The organism is Pseudomonas sp. NFIX10 (assembly GCF_900111955.1).
Lineage (GTDB): Bacteria > Pseudomonadota > Gammaproteobacteria > Pseudomonadales > Pseudomonadaceae > Aquipseudomonas > Aquipseudomonas fluorescens_AA.
Window position 1 is genome coordinate 62,058 of record NZ_FOKH01000015.1, and the last position, 22,347, is coordinate 84,404.

The following is a 22,347-nucleotide window of genomic DNA, read 5'->3' on the forward strand; positions in this document are numbered from 1 at the left end:
CAGCATGGTAGCGCAAAGCAGCCTGGATTGATCGGTGATCGTTCCCACGCTCTGCGTGGGAATGCCTCATGTGACGCTCCGCGTTACGCTTTGGGACGCGGAGCGTCCCTGGCTGCATTCCCACGCAGAGCGTGGGAACGATCAGTATCAGGCGCCGATGACCCCGCCATCTTCCCGAGTAATCACCATCACCGAAGACCGCGGCTTGCCGTTGGGCAGGTGCTCAGGGAAGGTCGAGCCACCGTTTTCCCCTGGATGCTGGATCCCGACGAACAAGGCTTTCTGGTCCGGGGCAAAACTGATCCCGGTCACTTCGCAGCCCACCGGTCCGACCATGAAGCGGCGGATTTCACCACTGTTGGGGTCGGCGCAGAGCATCTGGTTGTTGCCCATGCCGGCGAAGTCCCCGGTGTTGCTGACGTCGCCGTCGGTGAGAATCCACAGCCGGCCAGCCTTGTCGAAACCCAGGCCATCGGGGCTGTTGAACATGTTCTGCGGGTTGATATTGGACGACCCGGCTTTCGGCGTGCCGGCGTGTACCGTCGGGTTGCCGGCGACCACGAACAGATCCCAAGAAAAGGTCTTGGAGGCGTGATCGTCGCGGTCGGTGCGCCAGCGCAGGATCTGCCCGTAGACGTTCTTGGCCCGAGGGTTCGGCCCTCCCACCGGTTGGCCGTCTTCGCCGCGCTTGGAGTTGTTGGTCAGGGTGCAATAGACCTGGCCGTCTTTCGGGCTGACCACGATCCATTCAGGCCGGTCCATGCGGGTGGCACCCACGGCGCTGGCGGCCAGGCGCGCATGGATCAGCACCTCGGCCTGGTCGGCGAAGCCACTGCTGGCGTCGAGGCCGTTCTTGCCGTGGGTCAACTCGATCCACTGGCCCTTGCCTTTGGGATGGTCCGGGTTGCCGTCGCCGGCGTCGAAGCGCGCCACGTACAAGGTGCCGTGGTCCAGCAGGTTGCGGTTGGCCTTGGCATTGCGATGATTGATGCGCTCGCGGCTGACGAACTTGTAGATGAACTCACCGCGTTCATCGTCGCCCATGTACACCACGGCGCGACCGTCGTTGGTTTGTGCCAGGGCGGCGTTTTCGTGTTTGAAGCGGCCCAGGGCGGTGCGTTTCACCGGCGTGGATTCTGGATCGAACGGATCGATTTCCACTACCCAGCCATGGCGATTGAGTTCGTTGGGGTTCTTCGCCAGGTCGAAACGTGGGTCGTACAGGTGCCAGTTGATCTCGCGGCTGGTGACGGTGGCGCCATAGCGCTTTTGCGCCTCATCGAACTGCAGGTCGGTCTTGCTGCTGCCGAAGCAGTCGGTGAAGTTTTCTTCGCAGGTCAGGTAGGTGCCCCACGGCGTCATGCCGTTGGCGCAGTTCTGGAAGGTGCCCAGCACTTTCTTGCCGCTCTTGTCGGCACTGGTTTTCAGCAGGTCGTGGCCGGCGGCCGGGCCACGCAGGCGAATCGGCGTGTTGCCGTGGATCCTGCGGTTGTAGCGCGACTCCTGGACGAACTGCCACTGCCCGCGACGACGCTGGACCTCGATGACCGACACCCCTTCGCTGGCCTGGGCCTTGTGCACGTCTTCGGCCGACTGCGGCTGGCCACCGTGGGGAAAGAGGTAGCGGTAATTGGTGTATTCGTTGTTGATCGCCATCAGCGCCCGGTTCTTGTCACCGGGGAATTCGAACAGGCTCATGCCGTCGTTGTTGTCGCCAAACTGCGCTTCCTGTGCGCGGGCAGTTCCATTGCCACTGGGGTCGAACGCCGGTGCATTTTTCTGCAGCGGCTGGCCCCAGCTGATCAGCACCGAGGCTTTGTAGCCCGGCGGCAGCGTAATGGTGTCGGCCGTGGCGGCGGCGATACTGTTGAAACCCAGCAGCCGGCTGTTGCCTTCGCTCACGGCGGCGGCCAACACGCTGCGGCTCAGCAGGTTGCCGCCCAGGAACATCGCCGCGCCGCACAGGGCGCCAGCGCTGATGAAACGGCGCCGGCTCAGGCCGACGATCTTTTCCAGGTCGGTGGATTGGTTTTCTTCTAATAGGCTCATCATCAGGCTCCCTGCTGGTTTTGGCAGTCACCTTAAAGCGGGTCGATGAAACTATTGTTGCAGCGCGCTACAGCGGTGTGCCGAGCAGCACATTTGTCGCTGAAAACGTCACTTGCACCGGTGAGCCGACTGCCAGGTTCTGCCCTTGCAACTCAAGCGGCTCGGCCAGGGCGCACAGCGTCTGGCCGTTGGGCAGGCCGATGCGCACTTCGCTGGGGCCGTCTTCGGCGGCGTCGACCTGCTCGATCACGCCGCGCAGCGTATTGATCCCCGTTTTTTCCGCTTGTTCGACGGGGTGTAATTCCAGCCAACCGGCCTTGATCAGCGCCACCACATCGGTGCCGACACCCAGCTCCAGGCGCAACGTGCTGTCATGGGTGATCTGCGCTTCGATGACCAGGCCCCGGGCCAGTTCCAGGCGTACCCGGTCGTTGTGCCCCTGGGCCTCGATGCCCAGGACCTTGCCATGCAATTGATTGCGGGCACTGGTGCGCAGCATCAGGCGACTGAGCAGGCCCAGGTCCCCGGCGTCTTCGCTGGCTTCCAGCAGTTGCGCCTGCAGCGCTTGCAGGCGCTGATACAGGCGCAGCACCCGTTGACCTTCCCCCGACAGCCTGGCGCCGCCACCACCCTTGCCGCCGACGCTGCGCTCCACCAACGGATGGTCTGCGAGGTTGTTCAACTCATCGATGGCATCCCATGCCGCCTTGTAGCTCAGGCCCGCGCTCTTGGCGGCGCGGGTGATCGAGCCCTGTTCGGCGATGTGCTGCAGCAGGGCGATGCGTTGTGGTCGCCGAACGATGTGCTGGGTCAGGAGCGTGGGCAATGACATGAAGGCAAACCGCGTGCAAAAGTCGATGAACGGACGTTGGCGCCTTGGGTGCGGCACGTCAAGCCGGTTCACCGGGTTTCGGCGTGCGGGCCAGGCAATACACGTCGACCCGCGCGGCGCCGGCATCGAGTAACAGGACGGCCAGGGCCTGGGCGGTGGCGCCGGTAGTGAGTACATCGTCGACCAGCGCCAGGTGACGATTGCGTAACGTTGCCTGGGGCGCGAGGGCAAAGGCCTGGCGCAGGTTTTGTCGTCGGGCCCTGGCGTCGAGGGCCTGTTGGGCGGGCGTGTCCTGAGTGCGTCGCAGCAGGTTTTCTTCGCAAGGGATCGCCAGCGGCCCACTGAGCCAGCGGGCCAGCAGTGCCGCCTGGTTGAAGCCGCGCTGGCGCAAACGCCGGGTGGCCAGTGGCACCGGTACCAGTGCGTCGGGCCGCTCCAGCCCTTCGTCGAAATGATGTTGCAGCGATTGCGCCAGCAGTTCGCCCAGCAGCCGGCCAAGGGGCCATTTCGCCTGATGCTTGAAGCGGGTGATCAGGCTGTCCACCGGGAAGTCGTAGGCCCAGGGCGCCAGGACCCGCTCGAAGGCCGGCGGCCGCGAGGCACATTGGCCGCAACGCAGTCCCGCCATGGGCAGTGGCAGGGCGCAAATGCTGCATTGATCGCCGAGCCAGGGCAGCTCGCTTTCGCAAGGGGTGCAGATAGGCTGCGGGGTATCCGTATTTTCGCCACATAACAGGCAGAATTGTTTGTTTTTTAACCAGATGTAAACCGGCCCCTTGTATCGTGGTTGACAGCGCATGACTCTTCCTTAAATATGCCGAACATCCGTGTCGCGCCTGTGGGTATTGCATGCCCCAGGCGCCAGCCAAGCATAATCAAGGAAATGCCCATGAGCGCCAGCACCACTGCCAACCTGCGTCATGACTGGTCTTTGGCCGAAGTCAAAGCACTCTTTGTCCAGCCATTCAATGACCTGTTGTTCCAGGCGCAGACCGTGCACCGCGCGCACTTCGACGCCAACCGCGTCCAGGTTTCCACGCTGCTGTCGATCAAGACCGGCGCTTGCCCGGAAGATTGCAAATATTGTCCGCAGTCCGGTCACTACAACACCGGTCTGGATAAAGAGAAATTGCTCGAAGTGCAGAAGGTCCTCGAAGAGGCTGCGCGGGCCAAGGCCATCGGTTCGACCCGTTTCTGCATGGGCGCGGCCTGGAAACATCCGTCGGCCAAGGACATGCCGTATGTGCTGGAAATGGTCAAAGGCGTGAAGGCCATGGGCCTGGAAACCTGCATGACCCTGGGTCGTCTCGATCAGGAACAGACCGAAGCGCTGGCCCAGGCTGGCCTGGACTACTACAACCACAACCTCGATACCTCGCCGGAGTTCTACGGCAGCATCATCACCACCCGTACTTACAGCGAGCGCCTGCAAACCCTGGCCTATGTGCGTGATTCGGGGATGAAGATCTGCTCCGGCGGCATCCTGGGCATGGGCGAGTCCCTGGACGACCGCGCCAACCTGCTGATCCAGCTGGCGAACCTGCCGGAGCACCCGGAATCGGTGCCGATCAACATGCTGGTCAAAGTCGCCGGCACGCCGCTGGAGAATGCCGAAGACATCGATCCGTTCGATTTCATCCGTATGCTTGCCGTGGCGCGGATCATGATGCCCCAGTCCCATGTGCGCCTGTCCGCGGGTCGTGAAGCGATGAACGAGCAGATGCAGGCCCTGGCGTTTTTTGCCGGCGCCAACTCGATTTTCTACGGCGACAAGCTGTTGACCACCGCCAACCCGCAAGCCGACAAGGACATGCAATTGTTCGCACGCCTGGGCATCCAGCCCGAAGCCCGCGAAGAACATGCCGACGAAGTGCACCAGGCGGCGATCGAACAGGCGCTGGTGGAGCAGAAGAGCAGCGAGCAGTTCTATAACGCCGCTGTCTGATTGCTCACCGATCCCCTGATTGGAATGCAAGACCCTGTGGGAGCGAGCTTGCTCGCGATGGCGGTATAACAGCCGACAGAGATGTTGAATGTCATGGCCTCATCGCGAGCAAGCTCGCTCCCACAGGGATCTCACTCCGTCCATAAACGGTTCACCCCGAGGCCTGCATGCCCTTCGATCTCGCCGCACGCCTGGCTGCCCGTCGTGCCGACAACCTCTACCGCCAGCGCCCGCTGCTCGAAAGCCCCCAGGGCCCGGAAGTGGTGGTGGACGGCCAGCCGTTGCTGGCGTTCTGCAACAACGATTACTTGGGCCTGGCCAATCACCCGCAAGTGATCGAGGCCTGGCGCGCCGGCGCGGCACGTTGGGGAGTCGGGGGCGGCGCCTCCCATTTGGTGATCGGCCACAGCAGCCCTCATCACGCCCTGGAAGAAGCATTGGCCGACCTGACGGGGCGTCCGCGGGCGTTGCTGTTCACCACCGGTTACATGGCCAACCTCGGCGCCGTCACCGCGCTGGTAGGGCAGGGCGATACGGTGCTGGAAGACCGCCTCAATCATGCTTCGCTGCTCGACGCCGGGCTGTTGTCCGGTGCGCGTTTCAACCGATACCTGCACAACGATGCTCAGAGTCTGGCCAGTCGCCTGGAGAAAGCCACGGGCAATACCCTGGTGGTCACCGACGGCGTGTTCAGCATGGACGGCGACATTGCCGACCTGCCGGCCCTGGCCCGTGAGGCAAAGGCCCGGGGTGCCTGGCTGATGGTCGACGATGCCCACGGCTTCGGTCCGCTGGGGGCCCATGGCGGCGGTATTGTCGAACATTTCGGCTTGAGCCAGGACGACGTGCCGGTGCTGGTCGGCACCCTGGGCAAGGCCTTTGGCACCGCCGGTGCCTTCGTCGCCGGTAGCGAGGAACTGATCGAAAGCCTGATCCAGTTCGCGCGTCCCTACATCTACACCACCAGCCAACCGCCGGCCCTGGCCTGCGCCACGCTCAAGAGCCTTGAACTGCTGCGCGACGAGCATTGGCGGCGCGAACACCTGCAGGTGCTGGTCCGCCAGTTCCGCCAGGGTGCCGAGCAGATCGGCCTGCAATTGATGGACAGCTTCACGCCGATCCAGCCGATCCTGGTGGGCGATGCGGGGCGGGCCATGCGCTTGTCGCAGATGCTGCGTGAGCGGGGGCTGATGGTCACGGCGATCCGCCCACCCACCGTGCCGGCCGGCAGCGCTCGTTTGCGCGTGACCCTGACCGCCGCCCACAGCGAGGCCCAGGTGCAGCTATTGTTGAATGCACTGGCCGAGTGTTTTGCCCTGTTGGGGCCGGAGCCAAGCCATGCGTGATCGATTGATTTTGCTGCCCGGTTGGGGCTTGGGTGTTTCTCCGCTGGAACCGCTGGCGGCGGCCTTGCAAGGGCTCGACGAACATCTGCGGGTGGAAATCGAGCCGTTGCCGGCATTGCTATCGAGCGACCCCGATGAATGGCTCGAAGAATTGGACGCCACCGTGCCTCAGGACACCTGGCTGGGCGGCTGGTCCCTGGGCGGCATGCTGGCTTCGGCGCTGGCGGCGCGCCGGGGTGAGCGCTGCTGTGGCTTGCTGACCATGGCCAGTAATCCGTCCTTTGTCGCCCACGAGCAATGGCCGAGCGCGATGGACGGCCAGACGTTCGATGGCTTTCTCGCCGGCTGTGCGGCCGACCCACGCCAGACCCTCAAGCGTTTCAGTCTGCTGTGTGCCCAGGGCTGCGGCGATCCACGCGGGTTGTCGCGGTTGTTGTCGGCCGGGGCGCCAAGCACTTCGCCCGAAGTATTGATGGCCGGGCTCGAACTGCTGGCGCGATTGGACACCCGCGCTGCGTTGCAGAGTTTCCGAGGCCCGCAACTGCATCTGTTTGCCGGGCTCGACGCCCTGGTGCCGGCCGAGGCCGCGGGTGATTTGCTGGTCTTGCTGCCGGATGTCGAAATCGGTCTGATTGAACAGGCCGGCCACGGATTCCTTCTGGAGGACCCTCACGGTGTAGCGGCGGCGATCCAGGTTTTTTTGCATGAGTCCGGTGATGACTGATTTGTCTCTCCCCCCATTGCCCGGTGCCTTGCCCGACAAGCGCCAGGTAGCGGCTTCGTTTTCCCGGGCGGCGACCAGCTATGACAGCGTGGCCGAGCTGCAGCGCGACGTGGGCGAGCAATTGCTCGGTCGCTTGCCGCCTTCTTTCTCGCCGCAACGTTGGCTGGACCTGGGCTGCGGCACCGGCTACTTCACTCGGGCCTTGGGTGCGCGTTTTGGTGCGAGCACCGGCCTGGCGTTGGATATCGCCGAGGGCATGCTCAACCATGCGCGTCCCCAGGGTGGCGCCGCGTACTTTGTCGCCGGTGATGCCGAGCGGCTGCCTTTGCAGGCGGCGAGCTGCGACCTGGTGTTTTCCAGCCTGGCGGTGCAGTGGTGCGCGGATTTCGCCACGGTGCTGAGCGAGGCCCATCGTGTGTTGAAGCCGGGTGGCGTGTTGGCCTTCACCAGCCTCTGCGTGGGCACTTTGTACGAATTGCGCGACAGCTGGCGTCAGGTGGATGGCTTGGTACACGTCAACCGTTTCCGTGCGTTCGAGACGTATCAACACCTTTGCGCGGCCAGCGGGCTGAATGTCGTCAGTCTTGAAAACCGTCCTCATGTGTTGCATTACCCTGACGTGCGCAACCTGACGCATGAATTGAAAGCTTTGGGTGCCCACAATCTGAACCCTGGTCGCCCCGGTGGCTTGACGGGCAGGGCGCGGATTCTCGCGCTGGTTGAAGCCTATGAGCAGTTTCGTCAGGCCCAGGGGCTGCCGGCAACTTACCAGGTGGTCTACGCCGTTTTGGAGAAACCGCTATGAGCAAGGCCTATTTCATTACCGGCACCGACACCGATGTAGGCAAGACCACGGTCGCGGCGGGCCTGCTACATGCTGCGCGACAGGCTGGCATGAGCACGGCTGCCGGAAAGCCCGTGGCCTCTGGCTGCGACGTGACGCCCAAGGGCCTGCGCAACGCCGACGCCTTGGCCTTGCTGGCCGAATGCTCCGTACCGTTGACTTATGCACAGGTCAATCCGGTGGCATTCGAACCGGCAATAGCGCCGCACCTGGCCGCCCGGGAAGCGGGCGTTGCGTTGACGGTGCAGTCGCTACTCGGCCCGATGCGCGAAGTGCTGGCGCTGGGCGCCGACTTCACCTTGATCGAAGGCGCGGGTGGTTGGCGCGTGCCGCTGGCCGGCCAGGACAATCTTTCCGATCTGGCGATCGCGCTGGGCTTGCCGGTGATTCTGGTAGTGGGCGTGCGCCTGGGTTGCATCAGTCACGCATTGTTGACCGCCGAGGCTATCGCCCGTGATGGCTTGCAGCTTGCCGGTTGGGTCGCGAATATCATCGACCCGGCCACCTCGCGCCTGGAAGAAAACCTGGCAACCTTGGCCGAGCGACTTCCGGCGCCCTGCCTGGGCAGGGTGGCGCGGATCCAGAGCGTGACGGCCGAAGCCGTGGCCGAACACCTGCAACTGGATCTGCTGGACTGAGACCCCGCCAAGGTTTTGCCTATGACACGGCACTGTGCCATTAGTGTTTTTGTCGGGCCTTTTCCCTGGGCTTCTGATTCAATGGCCACTGTCGACCCTTCAAGAAGACGAGTTCTGCCATGGAAATCTCAGGAAGTACCGCGTTCTATGCCGGTCTGAGCACGATTCAGACAGGGCAGAACCGCGTCGATCAGGCGTCCAGCCAGATCGCCAACAACACGATCGAGCGTTCGGTCACCAGCCAGTCCTCGGAAGTCCAGGTCGATCGCTTGCGTTCGGTGGATCGTAGCCAGCAGTCGGACCAGGCCGCTAACATGGTCGAAATGGCCCAGGGCAAGTTCCAGGTGCAACTGGGTGCCAACGTCGCCAAGGCATCCGACGAAATGCTTGGGACATTGATCGATACCTTTGCCTGATCCTGCTCTTAAGGTTTGCCAAGACGCCGCGATTATTCGTGGCGTTTTTGTCTCTAACGTCTTATTGCTCAACTAATCTTTTCCTACGCGCATCGCGGATTCTTTAGGGCGATGGGTTTCCTGTGTCCGACATTTTTTCTCAAGCTGATGACGAACGGCAAAAGATCGGCGCTTGACAAGGTTTGGGCGTAAACGTATGTTTCAAACAACTGTTTGACCGCCACAACAAATCCACGCGGTCGTTCATTCCCGGTTACATCAGCAGAGGTTTATCGCTATGCCTGACTACAAGGCCCCCTTGCGTGATATTCGCTTCGTTCGTGACGAACTGCTTGGCTACGAAGCGCATTATCAGAGCCTTCCGGCTTGCCAGGACGCAACTCCGGACATGGTTGACGCCATTCTCGAAGAAGGCGCCAAGTTTTGTGAGCAGGTGCTGGCTCCGCTGAACCGTGTGGGCGACATCGAAGGCTGCACCTGGAGCGAGTCCGGCGTGAAAACCCCGACCGGTTTCAAGGAAGCCTACAAGCAATTCGTCGAAGGCGGCTGGCCGAGCCTGGCCCACGACGTCGAGCATGGCGGTCAAGGCCTGCCGGAATCCCTGGGCCTGGCGGTCAGCGAGATGGTCGGTGAAGCCAACTGGTCGTGGGGCATGTACCCGGGCCTTTCCCATGGCGCGATGAACACGATTTCCGAGCACGGTACGCCCGAGCAACAAGAGGCCTACCTGACCAAGCTGGTTTCCGGCGAATGGACCGGCACCATGTGCCTGACCGAACCGCACTGTGGCACCGACCTGGGCATGCTGCGCACCAAGGCCGAGCCTCAGGCCGACGGTTCCTACAAGGTTTCCGGTACGAAGATCTTCATTTCGGCCGGTGAACATGACATGGCCGACAACATCGTCCACATCGTGCTGGCACGCCTGCCGGATGCACCGGCTGGCACCAAGGGCATTTCGCTGTTCATCGTTCCAAAATTCCTGCCTAACGCCGATGGCTCCATCGGTCAGCGCAACGCGGTGAGCTGTGGTTCCCTGGAACACAAGATGGGCATTCACGGCAACGCCACTTGCGTGATGAACTTCGACGCGGCCACCGGTTACCTGATCGGCCCGGCGAACAAAGGCCTGAACTGCATGTTCACCTTCATGAACACCGCACGCCTGGGCACTGCGCTGCAAGGCCTGGCCCACGCCGAGATTGGCTTCCAGGGCGGCCTGAAATATGCCCGCGATCGCCTGCAAATGCGTTCCCTGACGGGCCCGAAAGCGCCAGACAAGGCCGCCGACCCGATCATCGTGCACCCAGACGTGCGTCGCATGCTGCTGACCATGAAGGCCTTCGCCGAAGGTAACCGGGCGATGGTGTACTTCACCGCCAAGCAGGTCGACATCGTCAAGTACGGCGTGGACGAAGAAGAGAAGAAAAAAGCCGATGCGCTGCTGGCGTTCATGACGCCGATCGCCAAGGCCTTCATGACCGAAGTCGGTTTCGAATCGGCCAACCATGGCGTGCAGATCTACGGCGGCCACGGCTTTATCGCCGAGTGGGGCATGGAGCAGAACGTTCGTGACAGTCGTATCTCGATGCTGTACGAAGGCACCACCGGCATCCAGGCTCTCGACCTGCTGGGCCGTAAAGTGCTGATGACCCAGGGCGAGGCACTCAAGGGCTTCACCAAGATCGTCCACAAGTTCTGCCAGAGCAACGAAGGCAACGAAGCGGTCAAGGAGTTCGTCGAACCCCTGGCTGCGCTGAACAAGGAATGGGGCGAGTTGACCATGAAGGTCGGCATGGCGGCGATGAAGGATCGTGAAGAAGTGGGCGCGGCATCGGTGGACTACCTGATGTACTCCGGTTACGCCTGCCTGGCCTATTTCTGGGCCGACATGGCGCGCCTGGCGGCGGAAAAACTTGCAGCCGGCACCACCGAAGAAGCCTTCTACACCGCCAAGCTGCAGACGGCGCGCTTCTACTTCCAGCGCATCCTGCCGCGTACCCGTACCCACGTGGCTACCATGCTGTCGGGCGCGAACAACCTGATGGACATGAAAGAAGAAGACTTCGCACTGGGTTACTAAGCCTTAAGCGGGTCTCAACAGCCGCTGCTTTCCTTCGGGAGCAGCGGCTTTTTCTTATCCGTTGTAAATCCCTCGTGGGAGTGCGCTTGTTTCCCACAAGCGATCTCCGAATATTTTGAAAAACATTCATCAAACAGAACCCTAAGAAAACATTCCCTCCTGCCGTTACAGGGATGGCAGTGTGACATCTGTCACATCTCCAGTGCCTTACGCTGCAATAGCAGGCACAATGCCATCTTTGATCAGCCGGGTCGGAGTTTTACCCCTTGCCGCGTTCTTCCGCTGTACGTTTGAGCCATTTCCTACCGTCATTGCTGTTATTGGTGGCGGGGCTTGCGGCTGCCTACGTCAAGGATCTCAACGTTTTCTTCACCTCGCTGTTCAACGTCCTTCCGACGCTGGTGCTGTTGCTAGGCGGGGCGTATTGCGCGGTTTATCGACGTCAACGTGAACTGTTTCTGATGGTCACGGTGTATATCGCCTACTTTCTCCTGGACACCCAGACCGACTTTTATCGCGATAACGGGAAGGTGCGCGAAGACGCGGCGGTGGTGTTCCATCTCGTCTGCCTGTTGTTGCCGCTGTTGTTCGGGCTGTTCGCGGCGTGGCAGGAGCGCACCCACCTGTTCCAGGACATGGTGGCGCGGTTCGCGGTGTTGCTGGTCTTTGGCAGTGTGGCGCTGGCCTTGGAGCAGAGTTTCCCCCAGGCCTTGTTGTTGTGGCTCTCGGAGATCCGCTGGCCGGCGTTGCACGGTGCCTGGATGAGCCTGATCCAATTGTCCTACCCGATGTTCGCCGCCGCGTTCCTGCTGTTGGCCTGGCAATACTGGCGCAATCCCCGGCCACTGCACGCCGCACAACTGGTGGGGTTGCTCGGGCTGTTCTGGATGCTGCCCAAGACCTTTATCCTGCCGTTCACCCTGAACATCATGTGCAGCCAGGTGATGCTGATGATTGCCGCGGCGGTTGCCCACGAGGCCTATCAAATGGCCTTCCGTGACGAACTCACCGGCCTGCCGGGGCGGCGGGCACTGAACGAACGCATGCAGCGCCTGGGGCGCAACTATGTGTTGGCGATGAGTGACGTGGACCATTTCAAGAAATTCAACGACACCCACGGCCACGACGTGGGCGACCAGGTGCTGCGCCTGGTCGCCAGCAAGTTGTCGAAGATCGGCGGTGGCGGTAGGGCATATCGCTACGGCGGTGAGGAATTTGCCCTGGTGTTCGCAGGCAAGACCATCGACGAGTGCATGCCCCATCTGGAAGTCATCCGCCAGTCCATCGAGACGTATGCCATCCAGTTGCGCAACCCCGATAGCCGTCCCCAGGACGACCAGCAAGGCCGGCAGCGTCGCTCCGGCGCGGGGGCTTCCAGCGTATCGGTGACGGTCAGCATCGGCGTCGCGGAGCGCCTCGAGCAACGCACGCCCGAAGAAGTGCTCAAGTCCGCCGACCAGGCGCTGTATAACGCCAAGGGCGCGGGGCGTAACTGTGTGGTTGCCTTCGGTCAGAACCGCCGCGGCGCGGTGCGCATGGAAGCCGCGGGTTGAGTGATGACGGCGCATTCAGCGTCTGGACTGTGATTGTGAGCCAGGGTGGCCGGCAGTAGGTTGAAACCATCTGCTACCGGAGAAAACCACCATGCCCGAGTACAAAGCCCCCCTGCGCGACATGCGCTTTCTGATCGATCACGTCTTCGATTTCCATGGCCGTTATGCCGAACTGGGCGCCAGCGATGCCAGCCCGGACATGGTCAGCGCGATCCTCGAGGAAGGCGCCAAATTCTGTGAAAACGTGCTGGCGCCGCTCAATCGCTCCGGTGATGAAGAAGGCTGCCATTTCGACAACGGCGTAGTCACCACGCCTACAGGCTTCAAGCAGGCTTTCGCACAGTACGTGGAAGGCGGCTGGCACGGCTTGGCGGCAGATCCGGCTTATGGTGGCCAAGGACTGCCCAGTTCCCTGGGCCTGGTCATCAGCGAGATGATCGGTTCCAGCAACACGTCCTGGGGCATGTACCCGGGCCTGACTCACGGTGCCATGTCGGCCATTCATGCCCACGGCACCGGAGAACAGAAACAGACCTACCTGAGCAAACTCACCGCCGGCCAGTGGACCGGCACCATGTGCCTGACCGAAGCCCACTGCGGCACCGACCTGGGCATCATCAAGACCCGCGCCGTGCCCCAGGCCGACGGCAGCTATGCGATCTCCGGCAGCAAGATTTTCATCTCCGCCGGCGAACACGACATGAGCGATAACATTATCCACCTGGTGCTGGCCAAGCTGCCGGACGCCCCCGCCGGGACCAAAGGCATCTCGTTGTTCATCGTGCCCAAGTTCCTGCCCGACGCCACGGGTGAGGCCGGGGCGCGCAATGGCGTTTCCTGTGGCTCGATCGAACACAAGATGGGCATCAAGGCCTCGGCCACTTGCGTGTTGAATTTCGATGGGGCCAAGGGGTTCCTGATCGGCGAGCCGAACAAGGGCCTCAACTGCATGTTCACCATGATGAACCACGCCCGGCTTGGCACCGGTATGCAGGGCCTGTGCCTGGGTGAGGCGAGCTTCCAGGGCGCGATCAAATACGCCAACGAGCGTCTGCAGATGCGCGCGCTGACCGGTCCCAAGGCGCCGGAAAAAGTCGCCGACCCGATCATCGTCCATCCCGATGTGCGCAGGATGTTGCTGACCATGAAGGCCTTCAACGAAGGCAACCGGGCACTGACGTATTTCACCGCGCAACTGCTCGATACCGCCCACCTGAGCCCGGACGAAACCGCGCGCCAGGAGGCCGAGGACCTGCTGGCGTTTCTTACCCCGATCTGCAAAGCCTTCATGACCGACACTGGGCTGGAAGTCACCAACCACGGCATGCAAGTGTTCGGCGGCCACGGCTTCATTCGCGAGTGGGGCATGGAGCAGTTGGTGCGCGACTGCCGCATCGCGCCGATCTACGAGGGCACCAACGGCATCCAGGCCCTGGATCTGCTGGGGCGCAAGGTGCTGGGTAGCCAGGGCAAGTTGTTGCGTGGTTTCACCAAGATTGTCCATAAGTTCTGCACTGCCAATGCGCAACATCCGCAGCTCAAGGCGTACGTCGCGCAACTCGATGGGCTCAATCAGCAATGGGGTGAACTGACCACCCGGGTCGGCATGGCCGCCATGAAGAATCCGGATGAAGTGGGTGCCGCCTCGGTGGACTACCTGATGTACAGCGGCTACATCATCCTGGCCTACCTGTGGCTGCGCATGGCCTTGGTGGCCCAGGCGCAACTCGACAGCGGCAACGGTGACGGCGATTTCTGCCAAGCCAAACTGGCGACCTGCGAGTTCTACTTCAAGCGCCTGTTGCCACGTACGACCGCCCATCGGGCTGCGGTCGAGGCCGGGAGCGAGTGTTTGATGAAGTTGCCGGCAGCGTTGTTTGCCCTCTGACTGAACCGTCGCGGGGAGTTTGCTCCCGTTGGGCTGCGTAGCTAGCGCTCTTTTTGTGAGTGCTGCGCACTCAAGCGGGAGCAAGCTCCCTCGCCACGATTAATCTTCAAATCCCGTCTGTGACCAAAAATAATAAAACGGTCATGGGTTGACCCTATGTGTCGCAAAAGTTGTTGAGGTACACTCAGGTCATTGCGAAACCGTCTTTTACGAACCCAACTGTTTAGATCCTGCGAGGTTTGCCATGGCTGACTACAAAGCGCCCCTGCGCGATATGCGCTTCGTCCTCAATGAAGTGTTCGAGGTCACGAAACTCTGGGCCCAATTGCCGGTACTGGCCGACACCGTGGACGCTGAAACGGTCGAAGCGATCCTCGAAGAAGCCGGCAAAGTCACCAGCAAAAGCATCGCCCCCCTCAGCCGCGCCGCGGACGAAGAAGGTTGCCACTGGGCCGACGGCGCCGTCACCACGCCGGCAGGTTTCCCACAGGCCTACAAGACTTACGCTGAAGGCGGTTGGGTCGGTGTCGGTGGTGATCCGGTGTACGGCGGCATGGGCATGCCCAAGGCCGTCTCGGCCCAGGTCGAGGAAATGGTCAACTCCGCCAGCCTGTCCTTCGGCCTGTATCCGATGCTGACCGCCGGCGCCTGCCTGTCGATCAATGCCCATGCCAGCGAAGAACTGAAGGCGGCGTACCTGCCGAACATGTACGCCGGCGTCTGGGCCGGTTCCATGTGCCTGACCGAGCCTCATGCCGGTACGGACCTGGGGATCATCCGCACCAAGGCCGAACCTCAGGCCGACGGTTCCTACAAGGTCAGTGGCACGAAGATTTTCATCACCGGTGGCGAGCACGACCTCACCGAGAACATCATTCACCTGGTGCTGGCGAAGCTGCCAGACGCACCGGCGGGCCCCAAGGGTATCTCGCTGTTCCTGGTGCCCAAGTTCATGGTCAATGCCGACGGCAGCCTGGGCACGCGCAACGCGGCCAATTGCGGGTCGATCGAACACAAGATGGGCATCCAGGCGTCCGCCACCTGCGTGATGAACTTCGATGAAGCCGTGGGCTACCTGGTCGGCGAGCCGAACAAAGGCCTGGCGGCGATGTTCACCATGATGAACTACGAGCGTCTGGGGGTTGGCATCCAAGGCCTGGCCTCCGGCGAGCGTTCCTACCAGAACGCCGTCGAATATGCCCGTGACCGCCTGCAAAGCCGTTCGCCCACTGGTGCACAGAACAAGGACAAGGTCGCAGACCCGATCATCGTCCACCCCGACGTGCGTCGGATGCTGCTGACCATGAAGGCCTCGAACGAGGGGGGCCGGGCATTTTCCACCTACGTGGCGATGCAACTGGATACCGCCAAGTTCAGCGAAGACCCGGTCACCCGCAAGCGCGCCGAAGACCTGGTGGCGTTGCTGACCCCAGTGGCCAAGGCTTTCCTGACCGACTTGGGCCTGGAAACCACGGTCCATGGCCAGCAGGTGTTCGGCGGCCATGGTTACATTCGTGAATGGGGCCAGGAGCAACTGGTGCGTGACGTGCGCATCACCCAGATCTACGAAGGTACCAATGGTATCCAGGCGCTGGACCTGGTAGGGCGCAAGATCGTCGGCAGTGGCGGTGCGTTCTACCGGTTGTTCGCCGATGAAATCCGCCATTTCACCGCCACCGCGAGCAGCGACCTGGCGGAGTTCACCACGCCACTGAACGACGCGGTCGGTACGCTGGATGAGTTGACCGATTGGTTGCTGGAGCGGGCGAAGAACAACCCGAACGAAATCGGCGCCGCTTCGGTGGAGTACCTCCAGGCGTTCGGCTACACCGCTTACGCTTACATGTGGGCGTTGATGGCCAAGGCGGCCTTTGGCAAAGAGAACCAGGATGATTTCTACGCGAGCAAACTGGGCACGGCGCGGTTCTATTTCGCTCGCCTGCTGCCGCGCATCCACTCCCTGAGTGCTTCGGTGAAAGCTGGCAGCGAGTCGCTGTTTCTGCTGGAGCCCGGGCAGTTCTAAAAACTGACAGTGTGTAAGCAAAAGCTTACACAATGTACTGGCGTTTTCCCTCTATCGGCAGATTGGATCCAGGGCTAATCTACTTCACATGGACGCCGCGCAGGACGCGCAAAAGTAACAACACGGACACGTAGGATTCTGCCAGGACGGCGGAGTGAAATGGATGTCAGGGAAACAGTCTGCAAAGCCCCGCTTCGGCGGGGTTTTCTTTTGCCTGCGTTTTTTGTTCCTTGGCAGCGTGCCCTACGCCGAGGCTGCTTCTGGTTGCGTTTCACTGAACCCTGACGAGCGGCTTGGGGTCAATGAGCTATGTGGCAATTTGGCCATCGTCGATCAGGGAGTCATCCATGGATTTCATTCGCATTATTATCGCCATCCTGCTGCCGCCACTGGGGGTATTCCTGCAAGTCGGTTTCGGCGGGGCGTTCTGGCTGAATATCCTGCTGACGCTGTTGGGTTACATCCCTGGCATCGTGCATGCGGTGTACATCATCGCCAAGCGCTGAATTCATCGGTCATGAAATCCCCCTGTGGGAGCGAGCTTGCTCGCGATAGCGGTGTGTCAGTCCACGGAAATGTCGACTGGACTACTGCCATCGCGAGCAAGCTCGCTCCCGCAGTGTGTTTGGCTTCCTAAAGATCGCCTTCCACCACCCTGCGATAGAACAACCACTCATGCTCCAGCGCATGCGCCTGGTTCGCGGCCTTGCGAAAGCCATGGCGCTCATCCGGGTAGTAGTGCGCCTCGACAGTCACACCGTTGGCCTGTAAGGCACTGACCATGTCGCGGGTCTGCTGCGGGACCACCACGGCGTCCAGTTCACCCTGGAAAAAGATCACTGGCACACGGATGTTCCCGGCGTGCAGCAACGGGGTGCGGGCGCGGTAGCGTTCGACGTCCTGTTGCGGATCGCCGATCAGCCAGTCCAGATAATCACCTTCGAACTTGTGCGTGGCCCGGCCGAGGGCGACCGGGTCGCTCACGCCATAGAGGCTGGCGCCGGCACGGAAGACGTCATGGAACGCCAAGGCGCAGAGGGTCGTGTAGCCACCGGCACTGCCACCCCGGATGAATGCATGACGGCCATCGATCAGGCCTTGTTCATCCAGGTAGGCAACCACCGCGCAGGCATCCTCCACATCCACCACGCCCCAGTTCAAATGCAATGCCTGCCGATAGGCCCGGCCATAACCGCTGCTGCCGCGGTAATTGAGATCGGCAACGGCAAAGCCACGCTGGGTCCAATACTGGATACGCGGATCGAACTGGGGATAACTGGCCGAGGTGGGGCCGCCGTGAATGAACACCACCAGGGGCGGCTTCGCCTGTACATTCATGGCCGGGTAAAAGAACCCGTGGGCCTCGCCTGACCCGGATGGATAACGCAGGGTTCTAGGACGGCTGATCTGTTCGACGGGCAATGGCGCGACACCGCCGGCCAGCACCGCGACTTCATGACTATGCCGTTCGATGGCAATGACCGCCGACGGGCCGGTCGGCGAGGCGGCAATGGCATAGATGAACCGCTCATCCAGCGCCAGGCTGCGAAAGCGGGTATAGGTGCCGGTAAAGTCCTCGCTGGCGTCGTCACTGCGACACAGGCCCAGGCGCCCGAAGCCCGCTTCGGTCCAACTCGCCAGGTACGTGTGTTCATCCAGCGGCAGCCAGGTACAGCCACCCAGTTGCCATGGCGCCGGGGCGTGATCGGCTTCGGCGGCGGGCAGTGGTTCCAGGCCTTGGGCCGACTCCCTCCAGGGCTGCCAATAACCACCGCGATCACTCAGGCAATAAAGGCGACTGGCCGCGTCGAAGCGCGGTTGCTGAATGGACGCTTGCTGACCGTCGCCAGCCGCGCAGCGTGGCTCGCCCCAACCCGAAGCATTGCGTTCGGCCAACATCAACCGCGTGGCGGTCCAAGGTTGATGCGGACGGCTCCACTCAACCCAGGCGAGCCGCTGGCCGTCCGGACTCAGGGTCGGCGAAGCGTAGAAATCGGCGCCTTCAGCCAGTAGATGCCGTTGATGATCCGCCAACCCGATCGACACCAGGCGATGCTGGTTGGCTTGTTCTTCCACCGCCAACACCTGGCCGTCGGCAAAGCCAAGGTCCCCGTAGCGGCACTCACCGGAGGTCAGCGCTACGGGCTGCCCGTCGCTCAGCGACTGGTGGTACAACTGCTGGTCGGTCTCATTGACGAACAGCACGCCGTCATGGCTCAGGCAGAACGACCCGCCGCCGTATTCATAGACCCGGCTGCGCGCGCTGAAGCCGTCCGGCGTCAAACAGCGAGCCTCGGTATCTTGCCAATGCCAGATCCGGCAGGCGCCGTCCGCAGGGCGGTATTCATTCCAGAACAGGCCCAAGGGCCCGACCTGCAGTTCGGCGAAGTCAGTGCCGGCGGCAACGGCCTGGGCGGCGCTGAAAGGCTCAGCCTTTGGCGATGAGGCGCGAGTTTCGTTCATTGCGAAAGGCCAGCTGTTCAATGGTTTGCGTGGCGTGCTCGGCGTCTTCACGCGCCTGGAGAATCACCCCGTGGTGTTCGGACTTGCTGCACACCGGGTCGGCATTACTGGCGTCCCCCGTGAGCATGAACGCCTGGCAGCGGCAGCCGCCGAAGTCCTTTTCCTTTTCATCGCAGGAGCGGCACGGTTCGGGCATCCAGTCATAACCGCGGAAACGGTTGAAGCCGAACGAGTCGTACCAGATGTGCTGCATGCTGTGGTCGCGCACATTGGGAAACTGCACCGGCAGCTGTCGGGCACCGTGACAGGGCAATGCCGTGCCGTCCGGCGTGACGGTGAGGAAAATGCTGCCCCAGCCGTTCATGCAGCCCTTGGGTCGTTCCTCATAGTAGTCCGGCGTGACAAAGATCAACTTGCACGGATTGCCTTCGGCTTCCAGCTTGGCGCGATATTCATTGGTGATGCGCTCGGCGCGTACCAGTTGCTCCCGGGTAGGCAGCAGGCCGACGCGGTTCAATTGCGCCCAGCCGTAGAACTGGCAGGTGGCGAGTTCGACGAAGTCGGCTTCCAGGGCGATGCACAGCTCGATGATGCGGTCGATCTTGTCGATGTTGTGCCGGTGGGTCACGAAGTTCAGCACCATCGGATAGCCGTGGGCCTTCACCGCCCGGGCCATTTCCAGTTTTTGCGCGAAGGCTTTCTTCGAGCCGGCCAGGAGGTTGTTCACCTGCTCGTCGCTGGCCTGGAAACTGATCTGGATATGGTCCAGCCCGGCCTTCTTGAAGTCGCTGATTTTCTGTTCGGTCAAGCCGATGCCGGAGGTGATCAGGTTGGTATAGAAACCCAGCCTGCGCGCTTCACCGATCAGCTCGGCCAGGTCCTGGCGCACCAGCGGCTCGCCACCGGAAAAACCCAACTGCGCGGCGCCCATTTCCCGGGCTTCGCGAAAGACCTTGAACCACTGCTCAGTGCTCAGCTCCTTGCCCTGCTCGGCGAAGTCCAATGGGTTGGAGCAGTACGGGCATTGCAATGGGCACCGATAGGTCAGCTCCGCCAGCAGCCACAGCGGCAGGCCGACTTCCGGCCTGGGCGGCAGGGCACGGGTGTCAGGCAAGTTCGATCCAGTGCTGTGCACGGGCGACCTCCATGAATTGCTCGATGTCGTCACCAAGTTCCGGCACGTCGGGAAACTGCTTGGCCAACTCGTCGATGATGGCCGCGACATCCCGTTCGCCGTCGATCAGGCCGCCGATCAGCGCAGCGCTGTCGTTCAACTTGATCATGCCTTCAGGATAGAGCAGCACGTGGCCTTTCTGGGCCGGTTCGTACTGGAAACGATAGCCGGGGCGCCAGCGCGGGGTTTGGCTGCGGTCGAAACTCATAAGGTAATTCCTTTGTGCCAAACCCGTTGGTCGGTCACGCTGTGATAGGGCGGGCGGTTCAATTCGTAGGCCATGCTCATGGCATCGAGCATGCTCCAGAGAATGTCCAGCTTGAACTGGAGAATCTCCAACATGCGTTCCTGCCCGGCGCGGGTGGTGTAGTGCTGCAAGGTGATCGCCAAGCCATGCTCCACATCGCGCCGGGCCTGGCCCAGGCGGGTGCGGAAGTATTCATAGCCGGCCGGGTCGATCCACGGGTAATGCTGGGGCCAACTGTCCAGGCGCGACTGGTGGATCTGCGGGGCGAACAGTTCAGTCAGCGAGCTGCTGGCGGCTTCTTGCCAACTGGCCCGGCGGGCGAAGTTGACATAGGCGTCCACCGCGAAGCGCACCCCTGGCAACACCAGTTCCTGGGAACGCAGTTGGTCGGGGTCCAGGCCCACCGCCTGGCCCAGCCGCAGCCAGGCTTCGATGCCGCCGTCTTCGCCGGGCGCGCCGTCATGGTCGAGCAGGCGCTGGATCCACTCGCGACGGATTTCCCGGTCCGGGCAGTTGGCCAGGATCGCGGCGTCCTTGAGCGGGATGTTCACTTGATAGTAGAAACGGTTCGCGACCCAGCCCTGGATCTGCTCGCGAGTGGCACGGCCTTCATACATCGCCACGTGATAGGGGTGATGGATGTGGTAATACGCGCCTTTGGCACGCAGGGCCGTTTCGAACTCGGCGGGGGACAGGGGGGTGTCAGTCATTTCGGTCTCCGGGGAATAACCGTTGGGTTCTGTGGCGTCAGGGCTGGCCCCATCGCGAGCAAGCTCGCTCCCACATGGGGTGTGCTGTGAATCAGATTCCGGACTACTGTGGGAGCGAGCTTGCTCGCGATAGCGTCCTACCAGTCGGCACCCATGTTGACTGATACACCGCAAGCACACCCCACATTGGTTCCGACCTTCCTACAACTCAATACTCATTCCGTCGTAGGCCACTTCAATCTTTCGACGTACAAGCTCGGCCCGTTCGGGCGAATCTTCGTCCAGGATCGGGTTGGTGTTGTTGATATGGATAAGGACCTTGCGCTGCTCGGGCAGTCGCTCCAGCACTTCCAGCATGCCGCCGGGGCCGTTCTGGGCCAGGTGGCCCATTTCCCGGCCGGTGCGGGTGCCAACGCCACGGCGCTGCATTTCATCGTCGTCCCACATCGTGCCGTCCACCAGCAAGCAGTCGCTGCCGGCCATGATCCCCAACAACGACTTGTCGACCTTGCCCAGGCCTGGGGCATAGAACAGCTTGCCGCCCGTGCGCAGGTCTTCGACGATCAGCCCGATATTGTCGCCCGGGTGCGGGTCGAAGCGATGGGGCGAGTAGGGCGGTGCGGCGCTGCGCAGAGGCAGCGGGGTGAAGCGCAGGTTCGGGCAGGCGGCAATGGTGAAGCTCTGGTCGAGCTCGATGCGATTCCAGCTCAGCCCGCCGTTCCAGTGGGTCAGCATATTGAACAGTGGAAAGCCCGTGCTCAGGTCTTCATGAACCATGTCGGTACACCAGACTTGATGCGGGCAACCTTCGCGCAGGCTGAGCAGGCCGGTGGTGTGGTCGATCTGGCTGTCCATCAGGATGATCGCGCCAATGCCGGTGTCGCGCAGGGCCCGGCCAGGCTGCATCGGGGCGAAGCCCTGGAGCTGGGCGCGAATGTCCGGGGAGGCGTTGCACAGCACCCAGTTCACGCCGTCATCGGACAGGGCGATGGACGACTGGGTACGCGCCTGGGCCCGCAGGCTGCCGTTGCGAAAACCTGCGCAGTTGGCGCAGTTGCAGTTCCACTGGGGGAAACCGCCACCGGCGGCGGAACCTAGAATCTGGACGAACATGGCTGCTCCATCTGCAAACCGAAATAAAAACGCCTCGGCTGGCCGAGGCGTAGTGCTGCGTGCTTAATCGCCTGCAGCAATCAGCGGCTGGCGAAGTACATGGTGACTTCGAAACCGATACGCAGGTCGATATATGCGGGTTTGGACCAGGACATGGGAATACTCCTTTGGTGGGTGGGCTTTGGTTCGATGGAACGGTGAAGACTTATACATATAGTCCACCTCCGTTCGGAGATGTTCAGATGCTTAGGCGCCTATGTTACTAAATCTGACAAATTCGTTCGCCGCGATTCTCGAAG

General features: G+C 61.9%; 20 protein-coding genes. 11 read left to right on the top strand and 9 right to left on the bottom strand.

Going from position 1 to position 22,347, the window contains the following annotated elements:
* Positions 1 to 147 precede the first annotated feature (147 nt).
* From BM321_RS15530 to BM321_RS15540, 3 genes are all read right to left on the bottom strand, one after another.
* Positions 148 to 2,049, bottom strand: a complete 1,902-nt coding sequence (locus BM321_RS15530; protein ID WP_092443115.1) for a PhoX family protein — start codon at positions 2,047 to 2,049, stop codon at positions 148 to 150.
* 67 nt (positions 2,050 to 2,116) lie between these two features.
* Positions 2,117 to 2,881, bottom strand: coding sequence for a TOBE domain-containing protein (locus BM321_RS15535; protein ID WP_092443117.1), 765 nt, complete (start codon positions 2,879 to 2,881; stop codon positions 2,117 to 2,119).
* A gap of 58 nt (positions 2,882 to 2,939) precedes the next feature.
* Positions 2,940 to 3,680: a ComF family protein gene (locus tag BM321_RS15540; RefSeq protein ID WP_092443119.1), complete on the bottom strand. Its 741-nt coding sequence runs from the start codon at positions 3,678 to 3,680 to the stop codon at positions 2,940 to 2,942.
* Between the two features lie 90 nt (positions 3,681 to 3,770).
* Between BM321_RS15540 and bioB the strand changes: the two genes are divergently transcribed.
* The 11 genes from bioB (at position 3,771) to BM321_RS15595 (ending at position 16,847) form a co-directional block, all read left to right on the top strand.
* The gene (gene bioB, locus BM321_RS15545) at positions 3,771 to 4,826 is read left to right on the top strand and encodes a biotin synthase BioB (RefSeq protein ID WP_014340550.1); all 1,056 of its coding nucleotides are present in this window, start codon (positions 3,771 to 3,773) and stop codon (positions 4,824 to 4,826) included.
* 167 nt (positions 4,827 to 4,993) lie between these two features.
* Positions 4,994 to 6,172, top strand: a complete 1,179-nt coding sequence (gene bioF / locus BM321_RS15550; protein ID WP_092443121.1) for an 8-amino-7-oxononanoate synthase — start codon at positions 4,994 to 4,996, stop codon at positions 6,170 to 6,172.
* Positions 6,165 to 6,896 (top strand): alpha/beta fold hydrolase, encoded by a 732-nt coding sequence (locus BM321_RS15555; protein ID WP_092443124.1) that lies wholly within the window; start codon positions 6,165 to 6,167, stop codon positions 6,894 to 6,896. Before bioF ends, BM321_RS15555 begins: the two co-directional genes overlap by 8 nt.
* Positions 6,889 to 7,701 (top strand): malonyl-ACP O-methyltransferase BioC, encoded by an 813-nt coding sequence (gene bioC, locus BM321_RS15560; protein WP_092443126.1) that lies wholly within the window; start codon positions 6,889 to 6,891, stop codon positions 7,699 to 7,701. Before BM321_RS15555 ends, bioC begins: the two co-directional genes overlap by 8 nt.
* Positions 7,698 to 8,378, top strand: a complete 681-nt coding sequence (gene bioD, locus BM321_RS15565) for a dethiobiotin synthase (RefSeq protein ID WP_092331291.1) — start codon at positions 7,698 to 7,700, stop codon at positions 8,376 to 8,378. The genes bioC and bioD overlap by 4 nt, the downstream gene beginning before the upstream one ends.
* Positions 8,379 to 8,497: 119 nt before the next feature.
* Entirely contained in the window at positions 8,498 to 8,794 is a 297-nt protein-coding gene (locus BM321_RS15570) for a pyrroloquinoline quinone biosynthesis protein PqqE (protein ID WP_092331289.1), read from the top strand.
* Positions 8,795 to 9,071: 277 nt separating this feature from the next.
* Positions 9,072 to 10,877 carry a phenylacyl-CoA dehydrogenase gene (locus tag BM321_RS15575; RefSeq protein WP_092202715.1) on the top strand — a complete coding sequence of 602 codons (1,806 nt, stop codon included), beginning with the start codon at positions 9,072 to 9,074 and terminating at the stop codon, positions 10,875 to 10,877.
* Positions 10,878 to 11,143: 266 nt separating this feature from the next.
* Positions 11,144 to 12,430: a GGDEF domain-containing protein gene (locus BM321_RS15580; protein ID WP_092255180.1), complete on the top strand. Its 1,287-nt coding sequence runs from the start codon at positions 11,144 to 11,146 to the stop codon at positions 12,428 to 12,430.
* Between the two features lie 91 nt (positions 12,431 to 12,521).
* Positions 12,522 to 14,318 carry an acyl-CoA dehydrogenase C-terminal domain-containing protein gene (locus BM321_RS15585; RefSeq protein WP_092443128.1) on the top strand — a complete coding sequence of 599 codons (1,797 nt, stop codon included), beginning with the start codon at positions 12,522 to 12,524 and terminating at the stop codon, positions 14,316 to 14,318.
* Between the two features lie 244 nt (positions 14,319 to 14,562).
* A complete protein-coding gene (locus BM321_RS15590; RefSeq protein ID WP_092443130.1) occupies positions 14,563 to 16,341 on the top strand; it encodes an acyl-CoA dehydrogenase C-terminal domain-containing protein in 1,779 nt (592 codons plus the stop codon).
* A 347-nt stretch (positions 16,342 to 16,688) separates the two neighbouring features.
* On the top strand, positions 16,689 to 16,847 hold the full coding sequence (locus BM321_RS15595; RefSeq protein WP_003177654.1) for a YqaE/Pmp3 family membrane protein: 159 nt from the start codon (positions 16,689 to 16,691) through the stop codon (positions 16,845 to 16,847).
* 127 nt (positions 16,848 to 16,974) lie between these two features.
* Here the strand turns inward: BM321_RS15595 and BM321_RS15600 are convergent, their stop codons facing one another.
* The 6 genes from BM321_RS15600 to pqqA all read right to left on the bottom strand — a co-directional run bounded on the left by BM321_RS15600 (position 16,975) and on the right by pqqA (position 22,203).
* The gene (locus tag BM321_RS15600) at positions 16,975 to 18,804 is read right to left on the bottom strand and encodes a S9 family peptidase (RefSeq protein ID WP_092443132.1); all 1,830 of its coding nucleotides are present in this window, start codon (positions 18,802 to 18,804) and stop codon (positions 16,975 to 16,977) included.
* Positions 18,770 to 19,939, bottom strand: coding sequence for a pyrroloquinoline quinone biosynthesis protein PqqE (gene pqqE / locus BM321_RS15605; protein ID WP_092443134.1), 1,170 nt, complete (start codon positions 19,937 to 19,939; stop codon positions 18,770 to 18,772). The genes BM321_RS15600 and pqqE overlap by 35 nt, the downstream gene beginning before the upstream one ends.
* A complete protein-coding gene (gene pqqD, locus BM321_RS15610) occupies positions 19,911 to 20,186 on the bottom strand; it encodes a pyrroloquinoline quinone biosynthesis peptide chaperone PqqD (protein WP_060740339.1) in 276 nt (91 codons plus the stop codon). The genes pqqE and pqqD overlap by 29 nt, the downstream gene beginning before the upstream one ends.
* Entirely contained in the window at positions 20,183 to 20,935 is a 753-nt protein-coding gene (pqqC, locus tag BM321_RS15615; RefSeq protein ID WP_072405785.1) for a pyrroloquinoline-quinone synthase PqqC, read from the bottom strand. The genes pqqD and pqqC overlap by 4 nt, the downstream gene beginning before the upstream one ends.
* 201 nt (positions 20,936 to 21,136) lie before the next feature.
* A complete protein-coding gene (gene pqqB / locus BM321_RS15620; RefSeq protein ID WP_092443136.1) occupies positions 21,137 to 22,048 on the bottom strand; it encodes a pyrroloquinoline quinone biosynthesis protein PqqB in 912 nt (303 codons plus the stop codon).
* Positions 22,049 to 22,128: 80 nt separating this feature from the next.
* Positions 22,129 to 22,203 carry a pyrroloquinoline quinone precursor peptide PqqA gene (pqqA, locus tag BM321_RS15625; RefSeq protein ID WP_003177660.1) on the bottom strand — a complete coding sequence of 25 codons (75 nt, stop codon included), beginning with the start codon at positions 22,201 to 22,203 and terminating at the stop codon, positions 22,129 to 22,131.
* Between the last annotated feature and the right edge of the window lie 144 nt (positions 22,204 to 22,347).